This window comes from Candidatus Krumholzibacteriota bacterium (genome assembly GCA_016931295.1).
Lineage (GTDB): Bacteria > Krumholzibacteriota > Krumholzibacteriia > Krumholzibacteriales > Krumholzibacteriaceae > JAFGEZ01.
In genome coordinates, this window is sequence record JAFGEZ010000003.1 from 1 (window position 1) to 19,294 (window position 19,294).

A 19,294-nucleotide genomic window follows, 5' to 3' on the forward strand; every position below is an offset into this window, starting at 1 on the left:
CGGTTCCGCTGTTCACCACGCCGGTCGTGACGATCCTGGTGCTCGCCATGATCCTCGCGGCGGCCGTGTTCATGCGGAAGCACGCCACGGGCCGGGCGTAAGCGGCTCCCTGCACATATCGATTCTTCCACCGGCGCGGGATCTTTTCCCGCGCCGGTTTTTTCGTGTTTGCCGTGCCTGTCGCCCCGTCCGTTCTTTTCCCGCCGCCGGGCGTCTGCTATCATCCTCGCCGGCGGCGGCTGTCCGCCGCCGGGGGAGGGAATGAGCTCGAGGGAACGCCGATACGTATTCGCCGGGGACTGGCCGTCGCTCGAAGGGGCGTTCGTCGCCGAGGTCGCCCGGCTCCGGGCGGAAGACCGCCTGCGGCCCCTGACCGTCGTCGCCGGTTCGAACCGTCTCGGCGCGGCGCTCGAGCGGCGGGCCGCCCGCGCGCGTGGCGGTCTCGCGAACGTCCGCTTCCTCACCTTCCGCGATCTCGTCGGCCGGAACGCGCCCGTGGGCGATGCGCCGCATCCCATGGCGGGACGCGTCGTCGCCGAGGAGATCCTCTCCCGTCAGCTGGACGGGGGGCCGGTTTTTCCCGCGTCCTTCGCGGAGACGCTCGTGCGCACATTCGACGACCTGGCCGAGGGGGGCTGCGACGCGGCTGAGGCGCGGCGTCTGACCGGACGGCCGGAGCCCGGCAACAGGGCCCGCGAGGCGCTGCGGCTCTACGCCGACTGGCGCGAACAACTCGCCGCGATCGGCGCTGACGATCATGGCCGCTTCGAGGTGGCCGCCGCGGGGATCGCGGAGGCGGGCATCGACGGGCCGGTTGTCTTCTACGGCTTCTACGATCTGAACGAGCTGCAGTGGCGGCTCCTGCAGGCGGTGGCCGCATCGGCGGGCGCGATCCTCTTCGTGCCGTTCGAGGAGAAAGATGCCTACCGGTTCGCCGGCCTCTTCCGCGACCGTCTCGATGCGGCGGGCTTCGCCGGCGAGCGGGTGGCGGGGGAAGGCGGTGAGGCGCCTTTCCTCGAATCCCTGACCGCCCCGGACGAGGAGGAGGAGGTGCGGGCGGTCGTCAGGCGGATACTCCGCTTCGCCGGGGAGGAGGACGTTTCCTTCGGGCGGATCGCCGTCATGCCTGTCTCCTGGGACGCGTATGCCCCGCTTTTCAGGGAGGCCTTCGCCGAGGCGGGCGTTCCCTGCGTATCGACCGGGAGATTGATCGACGGCGGGCACGGCTCCGCGACGGGGGCGCTTCGTCTCCTTGCCGCCCTGGGAGGCGGACTCGCCCGGAACACGGTCGTCGATCTCGTCTCCTCGCCCGCGCTCGGGGCCGGCGGAGAGGAAGCGCGCGGGGTGCTCGACGAATGGATTCGCCTGACCGGCGAGGCGGGGATACGGGGGGAGACGGGATGGGCCGGCGAGACACGGCGCCTCGCCGGCAGGCTCGGCGGGGAGGCGGCGGCGGCGCTCGGGGCGGCCGCCGCGGTCCTCGAGACGCTCGAACGCGGGGCCGCGCGCCTCGGTTCCGAAGATACCTGGGCCGGAATGGCGGAGGCGCTCGTCGGCCTCTTCGACGAACTGATCGCCGCGGACGATCGGACGCCGGTTGTCCGGGAGGCCTTCACCGGGCTCGGCGCGCTCGACGCCACCGGCGCGAGGGCGGACACCGGCCGGTTTCTCGGCCTCGCCCGCGAGACGCTCCTCGGCATCGCCGACGACGCGGGGCCCCCGAGGGGCGCCGGCGTCCATCTACTCGGTCCCGGCGGGGCGCGGGGCCTGACCTTCGAGGCGGTCTTCCTTCCCGGGCTCGTCGAGGGATCGGTTCCACGCCGCGCGCGCCAGGACCCCTTCCTGCCGGACGACGACCGTGCCCTCATCGCCCGCCTGTCCGGCGGCGGGGTCGTCCTCTCGCCTCGTGGGGAGCGGGTCGACGAGGAGGCGCTGATCTTCCGCCTCGCCGCGAAAGCGGCCAGGCGACTCCTCGTCTGCAGCCGGCCGCGATTCGAGGGAGGGACGGGGAAGGAGACCCTGCCCGCGGCTCTCCTCGAGGATCTCGAGGCGGCGGCTCTCGCGGAAGAAAGCGCGTTTCGCGTGGCGGAGCTGCCGTCGCCCTGGCGGTCGCCGGACGGGGTCGAACCGCTCGGCGGGGGGGAATGGGCGTTCTTCGAGACGATCCGCGCGGGCGCGCTCGCCGAAGACGACCGTTTCGCCCGACGCGGCGCCCGGGCGATCGAGGCCCGGTGGGGCGATCGCCGGTTCACGCCCTTCGACGGGGTCTTCGAGGGCGGGGACGCGCTGGCGGCCCTGTCGGCCTCCCTCGACGGGCGGGGCTGGCGTTTCTCGCCGACCGCGCTCGAGACCTACGCGAGGTGTCCCTTCGCCTATTTCGTTTCCCGGTTGCTCGGCCTCGAGCCGCGGGAGGAGCCGGAGGAGACGGTGACGATCTCGCCCCTGCAGCGGGGGACGGTGGTGCATCGCATCCTCGCCGGCGCCTACGGGCGGTTCGCCGCCGAGGGGCTGCTCCCGCTCGCCGGCCCGACCGTCGGGAGAGCGAGGACGATCGCCGGGGCCGTCGCCGCGGAGGAGCTCGACCGGCTCGAAGAAATCGAGCCGACGGGGATCCCCGTCTTCTGGAGATTCGAGCGCGAGCGGATCGCTGCGGCGATCGACGCCCACGTCGAGGCGGAGGCGGCGGCGGAAGAGACGGCGGTGCCCGTCATGTTCGAACGGTCCTTCGGCCTCGATCGGAACGAGGCGCCGGGGATCGATGCCGGGAAGCGGCGGATCGGTCTCCGGGGGCGGATCGACCGGATCGATCTCGAGGGCGACCGAGGGTTCCGCGTCGTCGATTACAAGACGGGGAGTTTGGCCAGCCTGCGAAACGAGTCGATCGCCGGCGGCGCCGCGCTGCAGCTGCCCCTCTACCTCGTCGCCGGCGCCGCGCTCCTCGGACGCGACGTGCGGAACGGCAGGGCCGAGTACCGCCGGATCGGCGGCGGCGGGGGATGCGTCCGCTTCTCCGGATCGACGTGGGAGACGGAGGGGGAATCGATCGGGCAAACGATCGCCGTCCTCGTCGAGGGGATCGCCGCGGGCCGGTTTCCCGCCCTGCCCGACGGCCAGGGATGCGCCCGGTCCTTCTGCCCGGCGCGGGGCGTCTGCGTCTCGGGGCGGAGCGTCCTCGCCCGCATCAAGGGAACGGACCCGTCCGTCCGCGATCTGCTGCGCCTCCACGGGCGGGACACGGACGGCGGAAGAGGAGGCCCGGCATGACCAGGACGCCGGTCGACGCGGAGGCGAGACGCCTCGCCGTCGAACAGCTCGACGGGCCCTGTTGCGTCGAGGCGGGCGCGGGAACGGGCAAGACCACGCTTCTCGTCGACCGGTTCATCGCGTTGCTCCGGCGCGGGCGGGCGCGTTGCGGGCAGATCGTCGCCATCACCTTCACCGAGAAGGCGGCCGGAGAGATGAAGGCCCGGATCCGCCGGGAGATCGACGCCGCCCTCGATGGAAAAACGCTTCCCGAGGACGAGGAGCGGCGGCTCCGGTCGGCCCGGGCGGAAATCGAGCGGGCGCCGATCTCCACGATCCACGCTTTCGCGGCGACGATCATCCGAGAGTTCCCCGTCGAGGGCGGCGTCGATCCCGCCTTCGAGGTGCTCGACGCCGTCGAATCGGAGCTCTTCCTCGACGCCTGCTGGATCGAATTCCTCGCCAGGGCGGGGGAGGGAGGCGAGCAAGCCCTGCGACGCTTTCTCGATGCCGGCGGCGCGCACGATTCGCTGCGCGAAATCGCTTTCGCCCGGTACCGCGGCCGCGGCGGCCGTCCCGGGGAGGCCGGGGAGACGCCCGATCCCTCCGAATCGGCCGGCCTGCTCCGCGACGAGCTGATCGCCGCGGCCGGCGAACTCGAAACGCTCGCGAACCGGGACTGCGTCGATCGAAGCGACCGGGGGTATGTGGCGGTGAGCCGGTTCGTCGACGAGGCGCGCGGGCTCGCCGAGGCGACGCCGCCGGAGCTTTGCCGCCGTCTGCTTCGCTTCACGCGCCCGCCGAAGCGCGCCGGCGCCAGGTCGAAATGGGATCCCCCCTCGTCGTGCGATCTGCAGAAGGAACGTCTCGCCGGCGTCCGCGCGGCGATCGACGGCTTCGCGACCTCGTGGGCCGACGCCGTCCGGGACGATCTCGTTCGCTGGCTGACCTCGTTCGAGGCATTCGTCGACCGGCGGAAAGAGGAACGGGGCGTTCTCGATTTCGACGACCTGCTTCTGCGCGCCGCCCGCGTCTCGGGCGATCCGGCGGCGCTGGCGGAATTGCGGCGGCGCTACCGGTATCTCCTCGTCGACGAGTTCCAGGACACCGATCCCCTCCAGGCGGAGATCGTGCTCGCCATCTCGGGCGCCGGGCCGGGCGGCGACGGAACGGGCAACCTCTTCATCGTCGGCGACCCGAAGCAGAGCATCTACCGCTTCCGGGGCGCGGACGTCGAGATCTACGAGGCCGTCGCCGGAAGATTCGCCGGCGAGGGCGCGCGCCTCTCGATCACGCAGAACTTCAGGTCGGTGCCCGGGATCGCGTCATGGGTCAACGGCGTCTTCTCGCGACTCATCAGGCGACCCGCGGAGGGCGGGTACCAGGCCGCCTACGAGCCGATTTATTCATTCAGGGACGGCGAGGGACCGGCCGTCTTCGCGCTCGACACCGGCGCCGGCGAGGGCGATTCCGTCGAGGATGCCCGGCGGGCCGAGGGGATCGCGATCGCGCGGCTGGCCGCATGGATCGCCGCGGAGAAACCGGTCGTGCGCGACGCGGCGAGCGGCCGCATGCGGCCGGCCGGCTACGGCGACATCGCCGTCCTCTATCCGGGGACGACGGGGATACACCATTACGAGGATCCGTTTCTCGAGGCCGGGATCCCCTGCGTCGTCGACGGCGGCAAGCTCTACCACTCGAGGCAGGAGGCGCGGGACGTCGGCGCGGCGCTGGCCGCGATCGAGGAGCCGTGGGACGCGCTTGCCATCTTCGCCCTCCTCCGGTCACCCTTCTTCGGCTTCAGCGACGAGGAGCTCTACCTGCACGCAGCCCGCGGCGGCCGCTTCGATTACCGGCAACCGGCCGGCGACGGCGATCTCGACGCCGCGTTCGCGCTCCTGCGGGGCCTCCACGAACACCGCGAACGGCGGGGCGCGGCGGGGACGCTCCGGGTTCTCTTCGACGCCACCGGGTACGAGCGGATCGCCGTTCTCCGCAGCGGCGGGGAGCGGCGGTTGCTCGACCTGCGGACCGCCGTCGGGTTCGCGCGCGCATTCGACCGGCATCGCCGGTCCTTCCGGTCCTTCGCCCGCTGGTTCGGCGCGAGGGACGAGGCGGGAACGGCGACGGGTGAATCGCCGGCGGTCGAGGAGAAAGGAGACGCGGTGCGCCTCATGACGATCCACCGCGCCAAGGGGCTCCAGTTCCCCGTCGTGATCCTCGCGAACCTGCGGCAGGGCCGCCGCCGCGCCGGCGGGGTGGGCGCCCGGCTCCTCTCGGCCGGCGAACGAATCGAGCTCAAGGCGCAGGAACTGGAAACAAGCGGATTCGCGGCGGCCGCCGAGGCGGACGGCCTCCGCGAGGAGGCCGAGCGCGTCAGGCTCCTCTACGTGGCGGCCACGCGCGCGGGGGATAGTCTCTACGTGCCCCTCGGCGGCGACGGGAAGAGCTATTTCGCCCTGTTGTCGCCGGAACTCCCCGGCGCCGGCGCGTCTTCCGCGGATGGCGCCGGCTTGGACGGCGGAAAGGAGTTGCCGGCGCATGCCGGGCTCGTTCGCGCCGGCGAGCTGCCGGACATCGCCGGCGAACGGGCCGTCTTCGGGCCGGCGGCGGTGAAACGGCCCGATCCGGCGGCGCGAAGCCAATGGGAAAACGCGCGCGCGGCTCTTCTGCGTCACCTCTCGCGCGGGCCCGCGATCGTCACGCCGTCGGGGGCCGAGCGCCGGTTCGACGAGGCCGAGGGACGGCCGGCGGCGGGCGACGCCGGGGATGCCCGGCTTTTCGGGATCGCCTTCCACGAGCTCATGGAACGCGTGCCCTTCGACGGGGGCGGTGTTCCGCCGGCGCTCCTGCGGGCGATCGCCCGCAGGCACGGTCTCGGGGCGGATCGGGCGGCCGAGATGAAGGAGATCGCCGGGCGGGCGCTGCGTTCGCCGGTCCTCCGGCGGGCCGGGGCCGCGCGGCGTCTCGTGCGAGAGATGCCCTTCGCCGTGTTCCTCGCAGCGGCGGCGCCGGCAAGCGGGGAATGCCTGCTTCGGGGGCGGATCGACCTGCTCTTCGAGGAGGCGGACGGGTGGACGGCGGTCGATTACAAGACCGACGCCGTCGAGGCTGCCGACATCGACGGACGGCTCGAACAATACCGGCCCCAGGGGGCGCTCTACGCTCTCGCGGCCGACTCGCTCGGCGTCGCGCTCGCCAGGATCGTCTTCCTCTTCGTCAGGCCGGGCGTGGAGCGCGCGCTCGATGTCGACGCGGCGCTCCTCGAGACCGCGCGCGCGGCGGCGGCCGAAGCTGCCGCCGCCGCCGGAAAACCCTAGTCCCCGGCGCCTTCCTCGAGGCGGTCCATGATGATGCGGGCCACCTTCCGGCCGGAACGCAGCATCCCGCCGAAGATCGGACCCATCCGGTAGGAGCCGAAGGCGGCGTTCGCGCACATCCCGCAGACGTAGACGTTCGGGAAGACCTCGCGGGTGTTCTCGATGGTCGTCTGCTCCGCCTTGTCGGCCCAGAGGGACCGCTCGCCCTCGATCTTGCCGCTCGGGGTCATGAGGCGGGCGTCGACCTTCCGCTCGATCACCCGCACCACCTCGGCCGGATGCCCGGTGGCGTCGATGATGAACTTCGCGTCGACGGTGAGCGGGTCGACGTGGAGGCCCGCCATCTCGACGGCGGTCCAGTTGATGACGACGCCGCGGGCCCTGTTCTCCCTGAGGACGATGTCCTCGACGCTGACGAGGTTGAATATCCGCGCGCCGTTCTTGACGGCCCGCGCGCAGAGCGAGCAGACCGCCTCGATCGCGTCCGCCGTGTAGTAGCCCTTCGTGAAGAGGCGCGTTTCCACGCCGAACCCGTCGAGGATCTCCTTGCCGTCGTCCTGGACGACGATCTCGTTCATCATCATGCCGCCGCCCCACATCCCGCCCCCGACGCTGAGCTTCCGTTCGAACAGGACGGTCTTCACGCCGGCTTTCGCCAGGTCGGCGGCGGCGACGAGCCCCGAGGGCCCCGCGCCGACGATCGCGACGTCGCAACTGACGGCGTCGAGCAGCTTCTCCGTGTAGCGCTTGATGATCGCTTCCGTGATGGTCTTCTCGCTCAGCGGCATGGGTATCCTCCTCCCGGAACGGCGTCGCCGGGCTGGCGGCGCCGGTTGCGAGCACCTATCCTTTAGTCGATGGGCATGGCCGGGTCAAGATGAATCTGGATTCCCCCTTTCCCCTTTTACGCCAGCTGCGGACGTAGTACCATGCGAACGTGGCCGTTCGGCGGTCGGCGGCGCGTCGGCATCGGCGGGGATCGATCCGGCGGCACCGTCGGAGGCGAAGCGGCCCGGGAGGAAGCACATGACCGGGGAGCACGACACGGCCGGCGGGCAACGTTCGCGGGGGAAAGCGGCGGGCGCCGGAGACCGGATTCCCTTCGCGGAGAAGCGGGACATGGTGCGGACGCTCCTCAACGCGCCGGGGGACATCGCCTTTCTCGTCAGGCCCGACCTGCGGATCGTGGAGGTCAGCGATGCCGCCCTCCGGGTGATCGGCAGGTCCCGGGAGGAAGTTGTCGGCGGAAAGGTGGACGACCTGTTCACGCATTTCCCGCCTGAGATCCGCGAATCGCGTGCGCGGGCCGCCGGCAGGGCCGTCGAGGAGCGGCGGCCGATCTTCGTCGACGACGAACGGGACGGGCGTCACTTCCGCACCAGCTACTATCCCGTCTTCGGCGAGGCGGGGGCCGTCGAGTGGATCGCCGTCTACGGCCGGGACATCACCGACCGGAAACGGGCCGAGGAGGAACTCCAAAAGTCCGAGGCGATATCGCGACAGCTCATCGAGCAGTTCGCCGAGGGGATCGTCATCATCGGCGACCATCCGCTCCGCTTCCTTTTCGCCAATCCGGCGATGGAACGGATCGTCGGACGGACATTCGATGAACTGGCGAGGATGGACGAGCGGGAGCTTTTCGCGCTCGTGTATCCCGACGATCTCCCCATGATTCTCGATCGGCTGCGGAAGCGTCTCGCCGGGGAGGAGCTGGCTCAACGCACCGAGTTCCGGGCGATCATTCCCGGCGGCGCCCTCGTCTGGCTCTCCGTGATCGGGCAGGTGATCCGGTTCAGGGGCGAACAGGCGATCCTCGCCTCCTTCAGCGACGTCACGCGTCGCATGGAAGCCGAACAGGCACTGCGCGAAAAGGAGGAGCAGGCCCGGGCGCAGTTTCTCGGCATTCCCATACCCACCTACACGTGGCGGCGGGACGGCGGCGATTTCGTCCTCGTCGACTACAACGACGCGGCGATGGAGTATTCGAACGGCCATGTCGCCTCCATGAAGAATTCGCGCGCGAGCGATGCGCTTGCCGGCCGGCCGGATGTCGTCGACGATCTCCGGCGGTGTCTCGACGGACGGTTGTCGCTCGAGCGGGAAATGAACACCCCGATCCCCACGCCCGGCCGCGAGGACGACATCCTCGCGGTGAAGTATGCCTTCGTGCCGCCCGATCTCGTCATGGTCCACGCGGAGGACATCACCGGGCGCAAGCGCGCCGAGACGGAACTGGCGCGCTACCGGGGACGCCTCGAGGAGATGATCGGCGAGCGGACGGCCGAGCTGCGCCAGGAGATCGCCGAGCGCGAGCGGATCGAGACCAAGCTCGAGAACCGGAACCGCGAACTCGCCGCCCTGATCGGGATCAACCGGATCATCAACGAGTCGGGAGAGACGGCCGGCGGGATCGACAAGGCGCTCGCGCGGGTCATGTCCTTCATCGGCAGCGGGTGCAGCGCGCTCTATCGCTACGACCGCGGCCGGCGGCGGGCGATGCTCGTCTCCTCCATCAACATTCCCCGAGGAATCGAGGAGCGGATCGCCGCATTCGACGTCGATACGGGCCCCCTGAGCAATCTCGTCGACGGGAAGAGCGTCGTCTTCGCCGCCGACGACTGGCCCTTTCCCGAAAAGGAGCCCTACGAGGGATTCATGGGCGATCTCGGTATCGAGCGATGGGTGGCCTTCCTCGCGTGGTCGAGAGGCGCCCCCTCCTTCGTCGTGTTCTTCGGCCTGTCCGGCGATGTAACCGTCACCGGCGGCATGCGGAGCTTTCTCCGGCTCGTCGCCGCCCAGCTCGGACTCGCGATGGGGCGGATCGAGCTGTTGCGGGACCTGCACGCCCGCGAGCGGGACCTCAAGAACCTCTCGGCCAACCTGCTCGAGTCGCTGGAGGAGGAGCGTCAGGTGCTCGCCCTGCGCCTCCACGACGACATGGGCCAGTCCTTCGTCGCCCTGAACGCGAATTTCGGCGTCCTCGAGACGAAGATCCCGCCGGGCGACGAGGAGGGGATGAAGCTGATCCGCGAGATCGGCGAGGAACTGCAGAAGATCACGCACAGCACGAGGCAGATCGCCTACACGCTCCATCCGGCGATGCTCGAGGATCTCGGACTCGTGCCCGCGCTCGAATCATATATTGAAAAGTTCGTGGAAAGTGATACGCTCAGGGTGGATCTGGAAGCGGCCGGTTTCGATGCACAGCTTTCGCCCCAGACGGCCCTGACGCTTTACCGGGTGGCCCAGGAGGCGCTCACGAACGTCGTTCGCCATGCGGATGCGTCCCTGGTGACCATGCGGCTGACGAAGGGGTACCCGCGCGTCATCATGGTTATATCGGACAACGGCCGCGGCTTTCCCGCGGGGGAGGACGGAGGCGTGGCGGGACTCGGCATCGTGGGGATGCGGGAGCGCGTCAAGACCCTCGGGGGGGATTTCTCGATCCAGTCGTCGCCCGGCGCGGGAACGCGTATCCGGGTCACCGTTCCGGTGGAGGTAAGACATGAATCGTGACATGAAGGTGCTGTTGATCGAGGATCACGCGATCGTGCGGCAGGGGCTCAGGCGACTGCTCGAGGAACGGGGCGTCCTGATCGTCGGCGAAGCGGAGGACGGGCGGCGGGGCGTCGAGATGGCCCTCGAGATGAAACCGGACGTCGTCGTGATGGACATCAGCCTGCCGCTGCTCGGCGGGATCGACGCGACAAGGAAGATCAAGAAGGAGCTGCCCGACACGAGGATCATCATGCTCACGATCCACGACGGCGAGAACTACATATACAAATCCCTCGACGCGGGCGCGAACGCGTACATGGTGAAGGAACGTGCCACCGAGGATCTCATCGCCGCTATCGAGGCCGTGACGGCGGGGGAGATCTACCTGAGCCCGAACTTCTCGCCGTCGGTGCTCGACACGTACCGCAAGAGCAAGAAGGCCGGCAAGAACGTCGACGATTTCAGCCGTCTCACCAACCGCGAGCGCGAGATCCTGCAGCTCATCGCCGAGGGCTTCACGAGCAAGGAAATAGGCGAACAACTGTTCATCAGCGTCAAGACGGTCGAGAACCACCGGGCCAACATCATGAGCAAGCTCGACATCCACGATACGGCCGGTCTCGTCCGCTACGCGATCAAGATCGGGCTCATCGAATAGCGGCCTCGCGCGCCGCGCGCGGCGACCTCCCGTCAAAATAGGTGCTTATACCCATTGCTCCTCCCGGCGCCCGGTAGTATCATGTAGTGGGACCGGAAAAGTCTGACAACTCATCATACAGCCGATAACCTTTTCGAAGGGAATCGAGTAGACGAACGGCCAGAACACAAGACACGGTTTTGCCGCCTGGGTACGGGATGCGTTTCCATCCTACCACAAAACCCCATCTCTTCCCCTAGGAGATGAGCCGCTTATCTGGAAACGTGTTCCACCTGGACCTTGTCCAGGTCGACCCCTCAACGCTCCGGTGAGAGTCCCTTAGGATCGCTTTCCACTTCCATGGAGCTAGGGTTTACCCGGGCGGCATTTTTATTGCATGCTTCCGATACGGCGCTCGAGTCGCCTGGCCGTCGCGACGATACCCGGTCTGGAAGGTGCAACAAGTGGGAACCACATCGCGAATCGCGATTCTCCTCATTCTCTGCCCGGCGTTGCTCGCCACGGCGCCCCTCTCGGCTGCCCCGGACGATTTCAAGTCCTTCGACCGCCCGACGAAGCTCCTCAACCTCGAGACCGGTTACTGCCTCGGCCCGGGCGGAAGCGTGCAGATCGGGATCGGCCAGTCGGGCTTCGGTCTCGGCGGGAGCGTCCAGCTGACGACCGACACGTTTCTCGATCTTCTGACCTTCGTCAACGGGCAGGTGAAGGTCGCGCTGGGGGGGAAGAGCAGGGGGATGCCGTCCATCGCCGCCGGATTCGGCTGGTATACCCTCGTCTCGAGCGAGCTGATCATCGACAGGATCATCGAGGAGACATTCACCGACGCGCGGGTCGACGTCGGCGCGGGCCTCGACATGTACTACGGTTTCGTGACGGCGAGCGCGGAGATCGGGCGGCGGGCCCGCGCGCATCTCGGATACCAGCACCGATATCTCGACGGGGACGTCGAGTCGCGGCGCGCCTTCGAAATCGGCACGGACGTGGACACGATGCAGGTCGGCATGTCGATCCGGGAGACGGCGACGCATCGGTGCGCGCTCGCGGGAATCGACGTCGATCCGCTTCCCGGCCTCAAATTCCTGTTCGAGGCGGGCTGGGATTTCTCCTGCGGACATGCTCGCGGCGGGGCGGGCGTCAGGCTCGGTCTTCCCGGCAACGTCGCGCTGCAGGCGGGCGTGCTCTGGCCGGGCGTTTCGCTCGACGACGACATCGATCTGCCCGTGCTGCCGACGGCGACGATCCACGTGCGATTCTGACGAAAGGGATGGCGATGAGACCGACGATCGCGATCATGACGTGCTGCCTCCTCGCGGCGGGTTGCAATACGACCGTCAAGATCAACAATCGCACCGATCCGCGCTCCTTCGAGCCGATCGAGTTCGCCGGCACGGATGAGCACTTCGGCCAGATCGAGGTCGACGTCCCCGAGGAGTTCCGGGACACCGACTTCGATATCACGCGCGTCCTCGTCTACGCGGACGTCTACGCTGACACCGTCGTCTCGACCGGGGACATCCGTATCGACATCGATTTCTTCATCGGTCTCGAGCCCGGCTCCGCCGCGCTCGACGATCCTCTCCGCAACGAGCTCGTCGCCTCGGTCGTCGTGACCGCATCGGGCGAGCACTACCCGATCCTCGCCCGCGATCCGGCGATCGCCACGCGCGCCCTGCGCGCCGAGACGCTCTGGATCAAGGCGGTCGTCAAACCCGACGCGCCCTCGGCGGGCATGATCAGGATCGACGACATCTTTTTCGAGGTCTGGCTCGAGCGGGAGACGGACGGCCTCTTCCCCTTCTTTTACCTGTTCTGATATTCCTCTTTGACGTTGACAACGCACGCCGGCCGGCGCTAGAATCCCCGGGATCCCCGAAGCAGAGAACCAGAGAACCGCGCGGGTCGCCAAAACCGGCGGCGCCGCCGGGGGAAGGCGGATTCATGAACGACGGCGCGACGTGGCGGTCGCGGCGCGATCGCGCACGGAGGGAGATCGCCGAGGCGGTGACCTGCCGGACGGGCGCCGCGCGGGAAGACTTTCTCGCCATCTTCTGGGACAACCCGTCGCCGCCGACGATCGGTGAATTCGAGAGCGCCTTCCTTCCCGACGAGGCGACGCGCGGGGAGATCCTCCGTGCGGTCGCCGCCGCGACGGGCCTGGACCAAACAGCCGTCGAGCGATGCTACCGGCGGGAAGAGCGGTTTCCGGTCTTCGCCGAACGGTTGCTCAGGGCGGGGGCGTACGCGAAAGGAGACGGGTGATTTCCCTGCTTCTCCTGCCCCTCCTGCTTTTCTCCGCGGCGCGGGCCGGCGAGCCTGCGTCGGGCACGCTCTTCTTCGAGCGCGGGCACTACTGGATCGAGATCGCGCTCTCCGCATCGGCGAACGGGCCGCCGCCGGCCGATCCCTCGGCGTACCTCGTCAGGGACATCGACGGCGGGGAATCCTTCAGGCCGTCGCGTGTCGTGCTGTCCGAGGACGGCACCGTCGCCGTCCTCTCCTCGAGCCGGATCCGCGGCAGTCGATGCTACGAGATCGGCGTGACGACCGGACAGGGGGATTCGCTTCGCATCGGCCCCGTCTGCGACCCTTTCATCGATCCGTCCGAAGAGATCCCGTGCGCGTCCCGCCGCCTGTTCCGGCGATGGATCGCTCCCGCGTTCGCCCGGCGCGGCGAGGCGTATCGCGTCGATGCCCTCGCATGCCGCTACGAATTCGCCGGCGAGCGGGAGACGCTCGACATCGACATCCGGCCGCGCGTGGAGACGGCGTGGTGGACCGTCGCCGGGGGACTGTCGTGGGACGCGACGTCATGGGGGGGAAAGAGCGGCCGCAGGCCGGTCGACCGGCGACGGATCGCGCTCTCCCTCGAGCGCCGGTTCCGGACGGGGCCGCTGCTCTTCGGCCTCGAGGCTTCCTTGCGGCACGAGCGTTCCCGTTTCGCTCCCGCCGATTCCGTCCGCCGGGGACACGCGCTCTGCGGGCTCTGCCGCCTGCGGCTCGACCGGTTCTTCGCGGCGTCCAACAGGTGGTGCGTCTCCGTCCTGAAGGGCGTCGACGTCTCCTTCGGATACATCCGGTACCGGGAAAAGCGCGGATCCGGCGACGTGGCCGCGTCAAACGAAGTGACGCCGGTCGCCTCGGGGGCGTTCGTGTGGACGTTCCTCTACGGGTTCCAGCTGGCCTGCCGGATCGAATCCTTCTGGCCGTCGTCGAGCGGCGAGCGTTTCGAGGCGTTCCGCGAGTTGCGATTCAGGCTCCTGCTCAGGGACGCCCTCGGGAAGCCGCCGGGGTCCCCCTGGCATCCCGACCTCGAGCTGGCGTTCGACGACGGCCGCCGCCCGCCCCTCTTCGAGCGGGAGCGGCGGGTGGCCGTCGGATTCACCTTCGACCTCTTCCCCTTCTAGGTCAACGTTCGTCGACGCGCACGAGGCACCTGCGCGTGCGCGGGCCGTCGAATTCGCAGAAGAAGACGGCTTGCCACGTGCCGAGGACCAACTCCCCTCCCGAGACGAGCAGCGTCTCCGAGGCTCCCGTCAGCGTCGCCTTGACGTGCGCGTCGCTGTTTCCCTCGGCGTGGCGGTATCCGCCGTCGAAGGGGACGATCGCGGACAGCGCCGCCTCGATGTCCCTCGCGACGTCCGGGTCGGCCTTCTCGTTGATCGTCACCGCGGCGGTCGTGTGGGGGACGAAGACGCGGCACAGCCCCTCGGCGACGCCGCTTTCCGCTACCAGGCCGCGGATCGCCGCCGTGATGTCGGCAAGTTCGCAGCGACAACTCGTTTGCACGGTCAATTCCCTGATCATCCGTACCTCCTCGTGAGTTCACAGTCTACCGCGTTGCGGGACCGCGGGGGAAGCCGCTTCGGCGGGAAACGAAGTCTCCTTGACCCCCGGCGCGACGATTCGTATAATTCCCTTCCCTCCCGCGGGCGGAACGGATCCCGCGGCCAGCATCGATCAAACGGTCTACCGACCGCGACGCGCCGTCGGACGGCTCCCCGGAGGAACCGTGACGGAGCGCGAAGCGAACCAGCAGAAGGAGGTCGTCCACCATGGCATTGAGCGGACTCGAACCGAAGGAACTCTGGAAACACTTCGAGAAGTTCACCACGATCCCCCACGGATCGGGCAACGAGGAGCAGATCGGCGAGTATCTGCTCTCCTACGCGAAGGGAAAGGGCCTCGACGCGGAGAAGGACGCCGCGGGGAACGTCGTCGTGCGGATCCCCGCCACGCCGGGACACGAGAAGGCGCCGACCGTCGTCCTCCAGGGCCACATGGACATGGTCTGCGAGAAGAACTCCGACGTCGACCACGACTTCCTCAAGGATCCGCTCAAGCTCGAGCTCGACGGCGACTGGCTGACGGCGAAGGGGACGACGCTCGGCGCTGACAACGGCATCGGCCTCGCCGCCGGCCTGGCGATCGCCGACCGCGACGACTTGACGCACGGCCCCATCGAGGTCCTCGCAACGGTCGACGAGGAGGTCGGTCTGACCGGCGCCGGCAAGCTCCAGGCCGGTTTCCTCGCGGGAGAGATCATGCTCAATCTCGACAGCGAGGAGTTCGGGGCGGTCTACATCGGCTGCGCCGGCGGCGGCGATTCGACGATCAAGCTTCCCGTCTCCACCGTCGACGCCCCCGCCGGGACGAAGGGCTTCGTCCTCAGGGTTTCCGGGCTCCGCGGAGGCCATTCGGGGATCGACATCATCGAGCAGCGGGGGAACGCGATCCGGATACTCGCCCGCGTGCTCGCCGCGATCGTGGCGACCCAGCCCTGCCACGTCGCCTCGGTGAACGGCGGTTCCAAGCGGAACGCGATTCCGCGCGAGGCGAAGGCGGAGCTGATGATTCTCGAGACCGCCGTCGAGGACGTCTCCGAGATCGTCGGCACCCTCGTCGAGAAGATCCGTATCGAGCTCGGCGGCCGCGAGCCCGACCTGGCAGTCACGATCGTGCCGGCCGACGAGCCGGTCACGGCCGTCTTCGACGCGGCCACGCAGAAGAGGGTGCTCGACCTGCTGATCGCGATCCCCCACGGCGTCGAGGCGATGAGCTACGACATCGAGGGGCTCGTCGAGACCTCCAACAACCTCGCGACCGTCTCGACAGGCGGCGACGCCGTCACGATCGGCACGTCCACGAGAAGCTCGATCTCGTCGGCGCTTTTGGCCCTCCGCGACCGCATCAGGGCCATCGCCGAGCTGGCCGGCGCCGATATCGTCGAGAACGATCCCTATCCCGGGTGGATGCCGAACCTCGATTCGAAGATCCTCGCCGTGCTGAGCGGCGTCTATTCGCGCGAGTACGGAGAAGAGCCCGAGAAGAAGGCGATCCACGCCGGGCTCGAGTGCGGGATCATCGGGGAGAAGTTCCCCGGCATGGACATGGTCTCCTTCGGTCCGACGATCGAGCATCCCCATTCCCCCGACGAGCGGGTCGACATCCCGTCGGTCGGGAAGTTCTGGAAGCTCCTCGTCGCGACCCTCGCCGAACTGGCCTGAGACGCGTCCGGCGGCGGCGAATACGCGGTCCCGGGGCGTTCGCCCCGGGACCGTTCCCGTGTCCGGGAGAGCCGCGTCGTGCGGCGCTCCCGGGGGGAATCCGGCCTTGACATTCGTCGGAACGATGCTAATATTTGTCTACAATTTTGCCTGTTACAGGGGTGTAGCTCAAGTGGCTAGAGCGCCGGTCTCCAAAACCGGGGGCTGCGGGTTCGAGTCCTGCCACCCCTACTTTTTTCTTCCGGGCGCCCACGGCGCATGCTATACATCATCGACCGCTTTCCCGGGGAGACCGCCATGGCGAGAAAACGCGTGACGAGCGGGATGAGACCGACCGGGAGCCTGCACCTCGGCAATCTGCTCGGCGCCCTCGACAACTGGATCAGACTCCAGGAAGAATACGACTGCGTCTATTTCATCGTCGACTGGCACGCGCTCACCACGCCGGGCGGGGGAGACGCGGTCGGGTACGAGAACGTCGGCCGGTTGCGCGACAACGTGCTCGACATGGCGATCGACTGGATCTCGGCGGGCCTCGACCCGAACAAATGCTCGATACTCGTCCAGTCGCACGTTCCCGAGGTCGCCGAGCTGCACCTGCTCTTCTCGATGATCACGCCACTCGGATGGCTCGAGCGGAATCCCACCTACCGGGAGATGGTCCAGGGCTACCGGATCGAGTCGCCGTCCTACGGACTGCTCGGATACCCCACCCTGCAGGCGGCCGACATCCTCGCGTACAAGGGCGATTTCGTGCCGGTCGGACGCGACCAGGAGGCCCACGTCAACATGACGCGCGACCTGGCGCAACGCTTCAACAGCCTGTACGGCAGGGACGTGTTCCCGATCACCGAAACGCTCCTCACCGAGGTGCCGAAGGTCCCCGGTCTCGACAGCGTCGACCGGAAGATGAGCAAGAGCTCCGGCAACCACATCGCCTACTCGGAGAGCGAGGAGGAGACGACCGCCAAGATCAGGGGCATGTTCACCGATCCCACCAAGGCGCGCAAGAACGATCCGGGACATCCCGACGGCTGCGTCGTTTGCGCCTTCCACGCGATCTACAACCGGCCCGAGCTCGAAACGGTCCGCCGCGAGTGCGAAGGGGGGAAGCGCGGATGCGTCGACTGCAAGATGCAGCTCGCCGCCAGGATGAACGACGCGCTCCGCCCGATCCGGGAGCGGCGCCGCGAGCTCGAGGGGCGCCCCGACCGCATCAGGGAGATCCTTCGCGCGGGAGCCGAATCGGCGGGACGAATCGCCCGCGAGACGCTGGTGGAAGTGAGGGACGTGATGAACATTCCGTCAAGGGAGCGACTGTGATGTCCGGTGAGACCGACTTCTTCATCGCCCGATTCCGGGAGCAGCTTTCCACCGAGGAGACGACGGGTCGATACGTCGCGCCGCGGCCCTACCGGAACGCCGTCGTCCGGTTCCGCGACTGCTCGATCGACGATTACGAGACGAGGCGCGACGTCCTCGTGAACGACGCCGGCCTGAACGCCTTCCTCTTCCGGGCCGATCTCATCCCCGGCTGCGATCTGCTCTCCGACTCCGGAACGACGACGATGACGATGGAACAATGGGCCGCGATGCTGCTCGGCGACGAGGCCTACGGATCGAACAGGGGATACTTCGAGCTGAAACAGCAGATGGCCAGCACCTTCGGCCCCGCATGGGACGACACGGCCTCCCGCCTCGGCGGCGCGTCAAGCAACCTCTTTCTCTTCCACCAGGGACGGGCGGCGGAGAACGCCTTCTTCAGGACCCTGTCGAATCACCTGCAGAAGGCGGGGGCGCCCCAGGAAGTGGCCCTCTGCCCGGATCTCCTCCCCGAACTGCGCGCCCGCATCGAGTCGCGGATCGCCTCGATGCGGTATCACGCCGGCGGCAGGCGCGAGCCCTTCTACGTCGTGCCGAGCAACTCGCATTTCGACACCACGGAGGGGAATATCGAGGACAAGTGGCTCGTCCCCCTCAACATGCCCTGCTCGGAGCATCTCGCCGACGACAGCAACTTCCTCTTCCGCGGCAACATGGACGTCGAGGAACTGGATAACCTGCTCTCCTGCGAGCCAGACCGCGTGCCGCTCGTCTACCTGACGATCACGAACAACACGGGGGGCGGCCAGCCCGTCTCGATGGAGAACATCCGGCTCGTTCGCGAGGTCACCCGCCGCCACGGCGTGCCCTTCTTCTTCGACGCGTGCCGGTTCGCGGAGAACGCCTGGTTCATCAGGAAGAACGAGCCGGGATACGCCGACCGTTTGATCGGGGAGATCGTCCACGAGATGTTCGAACAGGTCGATGGCTTCCACATCAGCCTCAAGAAGGACGGGCTCGTCAACATGGGCGGCGCGCTGATGATCCGCCCCGGCGGGCTCTTCGAGGAACGGTACCCCCGGTTCGGCGAGGAACTCACCGACTGCCAGATCATGTCGGAGGGGCACCCCACCTACGGGGGACTCGCCGGGCGCGATCTCATGGGGATCGTGCAGGGGTTGCGCACCGTGACGACGCAGAGCTATCTCGACAGCCGTATCGGGCAGGTCGTCCGGTTCGGCCGGCGGCTCGACGATCTCGGCATCCCCGTCGTGCAGCCGATCGGCGGGAGCGCTGTCTACATCGACATGGACCGTTTCTTCGACGGAGAGGCCGACGACGGCGATTTCCGCGCGATCGCCTTCACGGCCCTGCTTCTCATCGCCGGCCACCGCTTCTGCGAGCTCGGGCTCTACGCCTTCGGCAAGTCCGACGGCGAGCGCGACCTCCCGCCCGATCCCCGCGTCAACAACGTGCGGGCCGCGGTCCCGCGCCTCGTCTACGAGGATCGCGACCTTTTCGCCGCCGCCGAGGCGGTCAGGCTCCTCCACGAGCACCGCGACCGGATCCCCGGCGTCGACGTCATCTACGGACGCGACCTCAATCTCAGGCATTTCAAGAGCCGATTCGCCTTCAGGCGCTGACTGGAATATTTTGTGCATCCTTCCCGAACGTGCGGAAACGCCGCCGGCGGTTCCGTGCGCCATGGGCCGGAACCGCAGGGGCGGGTGCTCATAACATCCAGTCAG

At 68.3% G+C, this 19,294-nt stretch carries 13 protein-coding genes and 1 tRNA gene; 12 read left to right on the forward strand and 2 right to left on the reverse strand.

Annotated elements, in window-relative coordinates:
* Nucleotides 1-261: 261 nt before the first annotated feature.
* A complete protein-coding gene (locus tag JW876_01205; GenBank protein ID MBN1884124.1) occupies nt 262-3,264 on the forward strand; it encodes a PD-(D/E)XK nuclease family protein in 3,003 nt (1,000 codons plus the stop codon).
* Nucleotides 3,261-6,563 carry a UvrD-helicase domain-containing protein gene (locus tag JW876_01210; GenBank protein MBN1884125.1) on the forward strand — a complete coding sequence of 1,101 codons (3,303 nt, stop codon included), beginning with the start codon at nt 3,261-3,263 and terminating at the stop codon, nt 6,561-6,563. Before JW876_01205 ends, JW876_01210 begins: the two co-directional genes overlap by 4 nt.
* On the opposite strand, the gene JW876_01215 is transcribed toward JW876_01210, so the two are convergent.
* The gene (locus JW876_01215) at nt 6,560-7,351 is read right to left on the reverse strand and encodes a thiazole biosynthesis protein (GenBank protein MBN1884126.1); all 792 of its coding nucleotides are present in this window, start codon (nt 7,349-7,351) and stop codon (nt 6,560-6,562) included. The two genes, JW876_01210 and JW876_01215, sit on opposite strands and share 4 nt — an antisense overlap.
* 238 nt (nt 7,352-7,589) lie before the next feature.
* Here JW876_01215 and JW876_01220 point away from each other — a divergent pair, with 238 nt between their 5' ends.
* The 6 genes from JW876_01220 to JW876_01245 all read left to right on the forward strand — a co-directional run bounded on the left by JW876_01220 (nt 7,590) and on the right by JW876_01245 (nt 14,123).
* Nucleotides 7,590-10,079, forward strand: coding sequence for a PAS domain S-box protein (locus JW876_01220; GenBank protein ID MBN1884127.1), 2,490 nt, complete (start codon nt 7,590-7,592; stop codon nt 10,077-10,079).
* Nucleotides 10,069-10,719, forward strand: a complete 651-nt coding sequence (locus JW876_01225) for a response regulator transcription factor (protein ID MBN1884128.1) — start codon at nt 10,069-10,071, stop codon at nt 10,717-10,719. The genes JW876_01220 and JW876_01225 overlap by 11 nt, the downstream gene beginning before the upstream one ends.
* Before the next feature lie 443 nt (nt 10,720-11,162).
* Nucleotides 11,163-11,975 (forward strand): hypothetical protein, encoded by an 813-nt coding sequence (locus JW876_01230; GenBank protein MBN1884129.1) that lies wholly within the window; start codon nt 11,163-11,165, stop codon nt 11,973-11,975.
* Between the two features lie 14 nt (nt 11,976-11,989).
* Nucleotides 11,990-12,532, forward strand: a complete 543-nt coding sequence (locus JW876_01235) for a hypothetical protein (protein ID MBN1884130.1) — start codon at nt 11,990-11,992, stop codon at nt 12,530-12,532.
* A 125-nt stretch (nt 12,533-12,657) separates the two neighbouring features.
* Nucleotides 12,658-12,978, forward strand: a complete 321-nt coding sequence (locus JW876_01240; GenBank protein MBN1884131.1) for a hypothetical protein — start codon at nt 12,658-12,660, stop codon at nt 12,976-12,978.
* Complete coding sequence (locus JW876_01245) at nt 12,975-14,123, forward strand: hypothetical protein (protein ID MBN1884132.1); 1,149 nt, start codon at nt 12,975-12,977, stop codon at nt 14,121-14,123. The genes JW876_01240 and JW876_01245 overlap by 4 nt, the downstream gene beginning before the upstream one ends.
* A 1-nt stretch (nt 14,124) precedes the next feature.
* On the opposite strand, the gene JW876_01250 is transcribed toward JW876_01245, so the two are convergent.
* A complete protein-coding gene (locus JW876_01250; GenBank protein ID MBN1884133.1) occupies nt 14,125-14,523 on the reverse strand; it encodes a YjbQ family protein in 399 nt (132 codons plus the stop codon).
* 248 nt (nt 14,524-14,771) lie between these two features.
* Between JW876_01250 and JW876_01255 the strand changes: the two genes are divergently transcribed.
* The 4 genes from JW876_01255 to JW876_01270 all read left to right on the forward strand — a co-directional run bounded on the left by JW876_01255 (nt 14,772) and on the right by JW876_01270 (nt 19,189).
* Nucleotides 14,772-16,223, forward strand: a complete 1,452-nt coding sequence (locus tag JW876_01255) for an aminoacyl-histidine dipeptidase (GenBank protein ID MBN1884134.1) — start codon at nt 14,772-14,774, stop codon at nt 16,221-16,223.
* 157 nt (nt 16,224-16,380) lie between these two features.
* Nucleotides 16,381-16,454 (forward strand) — tRNA-Trp (locus JW876_01260).
* Nucleotides 16,455-16,520: 66 nt separating this feature from the next.
* Nucleotides 16,521-17,546, forward strand: coding sequence for a tryptophan--tRNA ligase (gene trpS, locus JW876_01265; protein ID MBN1884135.1), 1,026 nt, complete (start codon nt 16,521-16,523; stop codon nt 17,544-17,546).
* Complete coding sequence (locus JW876_01270) at nt 17,546-19,189, forward strand: tryptophanase (GenBank protein MBN1884136.1); 1,644 nt, start codon at nt 17,546-17,548, stop codon at nt 19,187-19,189. The genes trpS and JW876_01270 overlap by 1 nt, the downstream gene beginning before the upstream one ends.
* Nucleotides 19,190-19,294 lie beyond the last annotated feature (105 nt).

Bases quoted from the DNA above. Each gene is read 5' to 3' on its own strand.
- JW876_01255 (MBN1884134.1), top strand. From the start codon at position 14,772: ATGGCATTGAGCGGACTCGAACCGAAGGAACTCTGGAAACACTTCGAG.
- JW876_01225 (MBN1884128.1), top strand. From the start codon at position 10,069: ATGAATCGTGACATGAAGGTGCTGTTGATCGAGGATCACGCGATCGTG.
- JW876_01215 (MBN1884126.1), bottom strand. From the start codon at position 7,351: ATGCCGCTGAGCGAGAAGACCATCACGGAAGCGATCATCAAGCGCTAC.
- JW876_01205 (MBN1884124.1), top strand. From the start codon at position 262: ATGAGCTCGAGGGAACGCCGATACGTATTCGCCGGGGACTGGCCGTCG.
- JW876_01235 (MBN1884130.1), top strand. From the start codon at position 11,990: ATGAGACCGACGATCGCGATCATGACGTGCTGCCTCCTCGCGGCGGGT.
- JW876_01220 (MBN1884127.1), top strand. From the start codon at position 7,590: ATGACCGGGGAGCACGACACGGCCGGCGGGCAACGTTCGCGGGGGAAA.
- JW876_01270 (MBN1884136.1), top strand. From the start codon at position 17,546: ATGTCCGGTGAGACCGACTTCTTCATCGCCCGATTCCGGGAGCAGCTT.
- JW876_01250 (MBN1884133.1), bottom strand. From the start codon at position 14,523: ATGATCAGGGAATTGACCGTGCAAACGAGTTGTCGCTGCGAACTTGCC.
- trpS (MBN1884135.1), top strand. From the start codon at position 16,521: ATGGCGAGAAAACGCGTGACGAGCGGGATGAGACCGACCGGGAGCCTG.
- JW876_01210 (MBN1884125.1), top strand. From the start codon at position 3,261: ATGACCAGGACGCCGGTCGACGCGGAGGCGAGACGCCTCGCCGTCGAA.
- JW876_01240 (MBN1884131.1), top strand. From the start codon at position 12,658: ATGAACGACGGCGCGACGTGGCGGTCGCGGCGCGATCGCGCACGGAGG.